1 protein-coding gene is annotated in these 1,573 nt (G+C 66.0%); it reads right to left on the bottom strand.

What is annotated here, in order from left to right; genetic code table 11:
• Positions 1-45: 45 nt before the first annotated feature.
• The coding region (locus GH664_RS22655; protein ID WP_228111683.1) for an acetyl-CoA hydrolase/transferase family protein at positions 46-1,573 on the bottom strand (1,528 nt) is incomplete at its 5' end.

The raw sequence follows: 1,573 nt of genomic DNA, 5'->3' as shown, positions 1-1,573 counted from the left end.
GGTCGCGGGGGTGTCGACGCTCAGCACGGAACAGAACGAGGTGCTTCATGCCTTGGGGATAGCAAAGCCAGCAGCGCCGGAGTAGTTGGCGCTGCTGTAGTGGCATTTTTGAAAGTGCGCTCTAGCAGAAACAAACACTTGCGAGCGTAACTGTCGAACTCGGGGGCCCCGGTCCCACGCCTCTTGCAGTGACTCACGATGATCCGGCGCAGCGATCGCAATCAGTCGCTTGGCACGCTCCGCCAGCGATGCACCGCGCAGGTCGGCCACGCCATGTTCGGTGACGACGATATCGGCCAGATGACGGGCAGCCCCGACAAGCGCCGACGTATTGAGCCGCGGCACGATGCGCGACACCGTCCCTCGCGACGCACTCGAGAGCAACGCAAAGACCGCCCGTCCGCCGCGCGACAACTGCGCCCCGCTCGCGAAGGCCGGCATGCCGCCGACACCGGCAACGAGTTGTCCCCCGAGCGTGTCGCAATTGATCTGGCCGAAGAGATCCACTTCCAGCGCAGCATTGATCGCGACGAAGTTGTCGATGGCCGCGATGCGGCGAACATCGTGGGTCTCGCTGACCGGTGCAAATAAGAAGGTTTCGTCCGTCGCCACGCGCCGATAGAAGGCGGCATCCCCGAGAGCGACTCCGACATGCGCGGCGCCGGCCCCCCGGATCACCCCTCGATCGGTAAGCGGGACCAGCGCCTGGGTTGCCATGCCGGCGTGGAGCCGAAGCTCGCGGTGATCGCTGAGCGCTTCGAGGACCGCTCCGACCATCCTGCCGATGCCGAGTTGTATCGCGTCGCCATCGCGAACGATGCCCGCGACGTGGCTTGCGAGCTGCATGAGCGGCGCATTCGGCGCTTCTTCGCGATAAGTCACCAGATCGCTTTCCGCCTCGACCACGGCGTCGCAGTCGTCGAACGACAAGGAGACGCTCCCGCGGGTGCGCGGCATCGCTGGATTGATGTGGGCGATCCGGCGTCGAGCATGCGCCCAGGCGGCCGGTGCGAAGTCGTGGCAGACGCCCAGGCTCAGGCGCCCTTCCTCGTCCGGCTCGCTCGTCTGGACGATCGCGAGGTCGATCGGCAGTCGGGCGAGATCGCGCCACGCACCCAGGTAGTCCACCGGCAGCAGTTCGACCCGACCGTCGAGAAAGTCCGGCCGGAACGCGGGCAGCATGAAATAGGCGCGCTGGCGCGCCTGTGGGTGCAGCTTCGCGTACGCGTCCTCGTTGATGCCATTGAAGAACACGCCGACGAAGCGCACGCCGGCGGCCTTGTCGGGCGCTGCACGCAAGGCGTCTCGCAGTGCAAGCGATTCGCCCGACAGCCCGCCGAGGAAGACGGTCATGCCGGGCGCGAGCGAGGCGACGACCTCGGCCATCGACAGGCGCGCCGGCCGTACCCCGCCCACGTTCATGCGCCGAGGCGCCCGATGATCGAGTGTCGGCGCGCGTCTAAAACTACCCAGCGGTGCGCGTTGAATTTTACCCAGGCACTTTAGCTGCTCGTCATGGAGCAGCCGATGTTCAGTGTAGTCGAGTTGCTGACCGCGAGTGTGCGCAGAGAAG

The organism is Thauera sp. 2A1, assembly GCF_009469595.2.
Taxonomy (GTDB): domain Bacteria; phylum Pseudomonadota; class Gammaproteobacteria; order Burkholderiales; family Rhodocyclaceae; genus Thauera.
The sequence above is the reverse complement of the archived record's forward strand: the minus strand, read 5'-3'. Positions and strand labels throughout refer to the sequence as shown.